Consider the following 6,318-nt stretch of genomic DNA (forward strand, 5'->3'; position numbering starts at 1 on the left):
CTGCCAAATGGCCGCCCACCCCAGCGAATTTTGACACCCGTCCGCGGAGCCGTCCGGGTCAATTTTTGAAAAAGCTCTTAGGCCCACTTGTCTTGTCAATCGGCTGATAGGAAGACCAGACTTTTGGCCCACGATTCCTATCGAGATAGCCACGCGTCGCAGAATGATGCCCCCCAACGACAACACGCCGAACGCATCGAGCAAGCTCATGGTCGCTCCGAGAGTGGAACCCATTAACCGTTGAGCCAATGTGGCAAATTAACCAAACCGCATGCTTGTCAATGGGAGCCATCCGATCTTGCGTTCTTGGGGAACACTTCTAACGAGAGTCTCAGATTGCATGAATACGTCACTCCCGGCGGTGAGGATGCGCGCGAATGAACGGGTCGGGAGTTCACAAAGACCCTATTGCATGACGTCGGATTCATTCCGCATCGGGACGCACCGTTCTTCCACACATTAAGGGTGAAACCATCGCGGTCTTTGGCAACTGCAAACGACGAGGTATATCCGACAGCCTGCGGCTTCAGGCTGTGAGATTTCCCAGCCAACGCCTGAGAACACCACGTCCTGTTATCGGACTATTGGTGAAATCGTCAGCATTTCTGCCGTGACGGGCTCTGTAGGCGCCGTTTCTCTTACCTGTACGCATTTACCCACACGTCGAATATTGGGATACGGGCCCCCGATTCACGGCGTGGTACATAGTTCGCCCGATCCTCGGCGGGATTATAGGTGCCGTAACAGGTCTGATCGGCCAATTCAATTCATGTCCCGTGGAACCATGCAACCGGCACTGGCGCGAATATCGTCATCGTGGCCGTCGCCTTCCTAGTCCAACGGCCGCTTCATGGCTCAACTCATGGAGACCTTCACTAGGAAGCTGGTGGACTAGCGCTCCAAGTCGACAAGGTCCCATAACTCGAAAGGCACGATAACCTGTAAGCAGGGCCATCGGTCGACACCGCTTAGTCTTTCTCAAACCCATAATCCCGTTCAACCTTACTTACTCGGGTTTTGTATCGGAGATACCATTCAGACTGTCCCAGTTTCTGAGCTACCAGATGTCGTTCATGCTGTTTCCAGTTTCGAATATCTTCAAGCGATGCCCAATAGGAAACGGTAATGCCGACTCCTTCGCGGGCACTTTCCACCCCTAAAAATCCCGGTTGGCCAGCGGCCAGTTTCAGCATCTCATCGGCCATTTGTGCATAGCCGCTATCTCCGTCGGTCCGTTCCGACGTAAAAATCACAGCATAGTAGGGTGGTTTCGGTGTGTGCGCGATTCCACTCATGGTGATTCACCTCCGTGACCAGAGTTCTTTCATGTGTTGAATTATCCTGCTAGGAATTCTTTGGCCGCATCGTGCCATGTTGTCGTACTAGTCGCTTGCGGGACTCTTGCCCCCATACGCAGGCCGTAAGCAGCCCCGCTACGTGCTCCCCCCGATGTGTCGTGGCTAGCCCGATGAATAAGATCGGCGTAATTTTAAAAAAATCTGTTCACCCATGTAACTGATGATTCCCCTCCGACCATGGAACGATCACTTTCCCTTCATCAAAAGAAAACTCGACGGCGGACGTGTGGCCGGTCCGACTTTCCACAGCAAGCCCGGACGGTTCACCAGGGTCGATCCACTTCAGGTCATGCAGCGGTGAAACCGCTTTTGTTGCTGATTCTTAAAAAGGATTGTCAGCGTGGCATTCACAACCGGCGGATGCACCAGATTGGTGCTGATAGTAAAGGGCTTCGGCACGAGAGACACATCCCACGACGCCAAATCATGATCGCTTCAGATCCGACGATGGCTGGAGCTGAGGTATGTGTAGGATTTGCCCGCGAATCCGCAGCCAGCCAACAACAGCCCCGCACCCAGGGCAGCCAGAGAGACCCGAACCCCGCGTCCAACGACTAGCCCATTTCTCATAGGCATGCCCCTCGGGCTTTCCTGCAAACGAAATGATATTAGCGAAAATGCCGCTGAATTGCTCCTGTCCACGGGATAGCTTGGCTAATGCATTAGCCCCCGAATCTCCCTGATTAACTGTGTAAAGCATTCCGACCCAAGCAACACGGCGGGGCTCCATCCACCCCACATCCGAGACAGCCCGCCGGTGCGAGCCGGGCAGGTCCAGGAATTTCCGACATCGCGACCTCGAAGTCCGTAAGACGGTTTTTCGAGGTTGTCCCAGGCTTCTTAATTTTGATTCCGTAGAGTTACGCAGTTTTGCTTCATTTTCAGGGTCGTGTACCAAAAGAGCAGACACAAGGGCACCAGCCTGCCGTGATCCCGGTTGCTGAGGTCTTCTCCCGGACGGCGAACCAGGGCGGTATCACCCGATCCGTACTCCACCGGGGGCATTGCATTTGGATGACGGGCGCGAGTGGCCCGACGTTGCCGCCATAAGGGCTGGATAACGGCGCAATCGTCACGGTCAGCGACGGAACAAAAATGCCAGTCTCAAGCCTCGTCGGCCAGCGTCAACCGCCGAAATGACGACCAACCGCGGATCAAAAACGCCCCTGCCCGGATTGGGCAGAGGCGTGGGGATGGTTTCGGTCGACGGCAGTCCAAGCCGTGAAGTGCTCAGGCCTGCGGAATCGAATAATGGCCGGTCGGGACAAACGTCCCGTTCGCAAGCGAGCCAATAGCCTTGGCGATTTTTGCCGAGTACCGCTGTGGGTAGACCACGATCAGCTGGCCCGCCCCATTGTACTTGGCGATGGCGACTGTGTTATTGGCGTGAGACCACCACCCGGCATAGAAAAAGGAATCGTGGTGCCGAGCGGCAATCCGGGTCGGCAGCAGCGGAAAGCGAGTAGCCCAAGTGTGGGGATAGATAGGCGTCGTAACGCTCTTGGCATAGGTGTTCCCATTGAGACCGAGGGTACCGGGTGCATTGACCAAGTACACCCCATAAGTTTCCTTGCTGATCGTGTTGCCAGCAACGATGCTTTGCGTCACGGGATTATCCACACCAATGGCAATAATACCAGTAGGCCCAGTGTCCGCCTTGACCTCTGGATCGGGCTTGTTGCCGTAGACCGTGTTTCCCACTACGGTGTTTGCGGTCACGATGTCTCCCGGGGCGTTGCTATGCAAGATCACACCGGGCAAAAAGTTGTCAAAGGCGGTGTTGTGCAGCACCTGGTTGCCACGGGCCACCGTATTGGGGGTGTCGGCTGCGACGACGATACCTGCCGGGCTTAGACTGACTTTGTTGCCAATGGCAACATTATCGATAACGCCTTCACCCGCGTTATAGGATGCGATGACGATACCGCATCCTGTGCTATTGCCGCTAATCGTGTTATCGCGGATGACATTGGCGAGCGAGGGCGCAGCCGTTCCCGCGGGGGCTGGTGCACCGGGATTGATGGTTCCGTTGTCGGCGAGGCCGATACCGCCGCCGTTGTCGACCACGGTATTATCGTAGATATCGCCGTCGGTAGTCCCGACCATCTCAATCGCTTTGTCCTCAGCGATTTTGGGATTGGCGACATTCTTCAAGCCGTTCTTGGTGACCATGAGATGACTCAGCACCACGTCGTTGCTATTCTGGACAAACACGCCGTGGTTGTCCGCGTTTTCAATGGTGAGACCCGAAATCTGAGTGCCGTTGGCACCAGCTCCCGAAATGACGATGCCGTTCGATTGGCCACTGGCATCCAGGATGGTATTAGAGGCATTTCCGGACAGTGCAGCATCCGCTACGATCCGCACAGTGTCGGTAATTCTGACGCTCTCTTTGTACGTGCCGGGTTCGACAACGATCGTTCCGCCCGGGGCGACCTCCGACTCGGCTTGGGAAATGGTTGCATAGGGGGCTGTGGGGCTGCCCGTCCCGGTACTGTTGCTTCCCGACGGGCTCACGTAAGCAATCGACGGTTGGCTGGCAGCCATCGCGGACGGCGCGGCCACAAGTGTAAGGCCGGTCAAGGCGGCGGCCGATAGTAAGGGATACATTCGCTTCATCGCGTGACACTCCTTTAAATTTGGTAATCCACATTGCTATGCGCCGAGGAGATACGGTTGTGCTCCGAATACTCGAGACCTCCCCTAATGCTGGGGAAACCGTTGTCAGCCCCAACGCACTCTTAAGTATGCCGGAGTGTCGTCGCGAAAGAGTCTCATCAAAGTCTCACGCGTTCCGCGCTACACTTGCTCATGGATAAAATGCGCAAATTCTGCAACGGCCCGAGAGAGGTGGCGATGGAAGGTGGCCCGGCTGACGTTCCACTGATCGGCCAGCGCCAATCGGGTTGCGGGAGCGGGATCGAGGTAGCTTTGACGAATGAGAGCGGCTGCTGCTGTCCCATGCGGCTTTTTGGCAAAAGCTTGCAGAGCTTGTAGCAAGAGGCCCCGGAGTTGTTCCGGTGGAAGGGTCAGGCCCATGGCCTCTGCTAGTCTCTGGAAACGGCCGGTATCGTGGTAGGCGCTCAGAAGTCCCCGCATGTTTGCAACGGTCACCGACTTTAATGCGGTCAGCGGATCCACCAGCGTGACGCGGGTCATCCGTGCTGCCCAGCGCGGAATGTGCTCAAAGCGTAAATCCAGACTGTACAGCAATAGATCAGACTCGGAAATGAGCGGGAACGGGTATGCCGTCCAGCCTAACTTCTCGAGCAGAAGTTTAAACCGCGGATCGAGGACCATGCCTAGCGTCCGGCGGCCGCTTGAGGATTCTAGGGTATAGCGGAGCACCGTTCCGGTAAGTAGAGGCACTGAGAACACCGTGTGTCGCGTCCTCACCCCCACCATGGTCACCAATCGGGTATCATCCGGCCGGGAGAGGTCGACGTCGAGATGAGGATGCGCGGCAAGACGCGCCATAATGTCGGGAACAAAGACGCTTAAGATGTCGAAGGTGTCCTGGGTGACCGGTAGAAGGCAGATTGTGGCCACGGATTGCCCCAAAGGGTCGCGTACCATGCGGATGGTGTGGGGCATCTTGTCCGCCACAACATCGAACAACGCAGCCTGTTCTGGCCAGACTCATGGGGATGGCAGGCCGGGCCCATTCATTAAGACACTGGAGGGCGTCCAACCGATCAGCGGGCTCGTAGGGGACAATTTCAAGTCCATGCGGGTCCTCGTAAAGATCCGCGTAGTCACGCCACGGCTCCAAATCTCGGCCCACGAGGCGCACTAAGTCATGGGCCAACCGCCCGTCCTCACGGTTGTCCGGCGCCTGCTGCCAGGCACGGGCGAGCTCCCCGATGACTTTGCACCGGAGGCGATGAAAAGCCTCCGGTTGGCAACGACGGAACTCGCGCAAAAGCTCCCCCGCGGCGAGGTCATGTAGGCCAAGCCCGCTGGGGGTGTCCGTCACAAACGAAACGGAAGCCAACTGTCGATAATCCGCTACCGACAATGGTTGTTCGAGAACGGCGTTAAGGAAGTCCAAATGAGCGCGCGAGACGAGACACAACACATTGATTGCCTCGCGCCACTCGGTATGCAGTACTTCTTTCAGAAGGGTTGCCGAAAACGCCTCCCGCGCCATGCGCACACCCTCACCCTCCAGAGCGCCACGCTGGTACAAGTCAGCGTAGATAGCCAGTGTCAGTGGTACCTGACCTACTACGGCCATGTTAGCATCGAAGGGGATACCGCGGCGACGGAGAAAGGTGATCGCCTCGCCGATGGTGAATGGCTCTAGCGCCCATTCCTCCACGCGCCCGGCCCAGTCCAGGTCTAACCGCCATTCCATGAGCGACGAGTTGCGCTCGCACACGAGAATGAGAAGGTTGGACGCCGGCCCCACTGCAAAGAAGTTGTGGCGAAGCCATCCGCCTAAATCACGGAGTGCTTCAAAGTTGTCGATACCGAGAACCCATTTGGTGTCCACATCCGGCGTTTGCATCCATTGCAAAAAGGTGGCTGGCAAATGCCGGAGGACGCCCTCGGGGGTTCCGAAGCAGGCTCGCCCATCGATCCAGGCCGTGTAGGCGCCGCATTCCTCGGCGTCGTGCAAGAAAACATTCAAGAGGGTGGATTTACCGATGCCCCCTAACCCGGTAATATCGACAATTGTTGTCGGAGCGGATTCGCTGCGTAGCCAGCGCGCAAGGCGCTGACGTTCGGCATCGCGTCCGACGAAGGTTCGGTTCCGATTTCGTGCGCCGTTCGCCCTAAGGCTTGTTGCCAATCGTTTCACACTTCCTCGAATCCACTTGCCAAGACATGTAAATATTCGACAAGAAGAAGCAAATTCCTTCCAATCTCGCATGTTCGTTCAGGGATTCGTCAAAGTCAGGTTGACTGAAATGATAGAGCAGACGACTAACCCTTGACGACCGCAGTGGGACATTAG

At 56.6% G+C, this 6,318-nt stretch carries 4 protein-coding genes; all 4 read right to left on the reverse strand.

Annotated features, from left to right (window positions below; genetic code table 11):
* The coding region (locus HIJ39_RS23850; protein WP_207711832.1) for a hypothetical protein at positions 1-210 on the reverse strand (210 nt) is incomplete at its 3' end.
* 758 nt (positions 211-968) lie between these two features.
* On the reverse strand, positions 969-1,295 hold the full coding sequence (locus HIJ39_RS20895; protein ID WP_169102976.1) for an antibiotic biosynthesis monooxygenase family protein: 327 nt from the start codon (positions 1,293-1,295) through the stop codon (positions 969-971).
* Positions 1,296-2,588: 1,293 nt separating this feature from the next.
* Positions 2,589-3,977 carry a right-handed parallel beta-helix repeat-containing protein gene (locus tag HIJ39_RS20900; RefSeq protein ID WP_169102977.1) on the reverse strand — a complete coding sequence of 463 codons (1,389 nt, stop codon included), beginning with the start codon at positions 3,975-3,977 and terminating at the stop codon, positions 2,589-2,591.
* 802 nt (positions 3,978-4,779) lie between these two features.
* Entirely contained in the window at positions 4,780-6,162 is a 1,383-nt protein-coding gene (locus HIJ39_RS20910; RefSeq protein WP_169102979.1) for an ATP-binding protein, read from the reverse strand.
* Positions 6,163-6,318: the final 156 nt, after the last annotated feature.

The organism is Sulfobacillus harzensis (assembly GCF_012933365.1).
GTDB classification, from domain to species: Bacteria; Bacillota; Sulfobacillia; order Sulfobacillales; family Sulfobacillaceae; genus Sulfobacillus_B; species Sulfobacillus_B harzensis.

Excerpts from the sequence above, each read along its gene's own strand:
- HIJ39_RS20895 (WP_169102976.1), bottom strand. The coding sequence starts at position 1,295 with ATGAGTGGAATCGCGCACACACCGAAACCACCCTACTATGCTGTGATT.
- HIJ39_RS20900 (WP_169102977.1), bottom strand. The coding sequence starts at position 3,977 with ATGAAGCGAATGTATCCCTTACTATCGGCCGCCGCCTTGACCGGCCTT.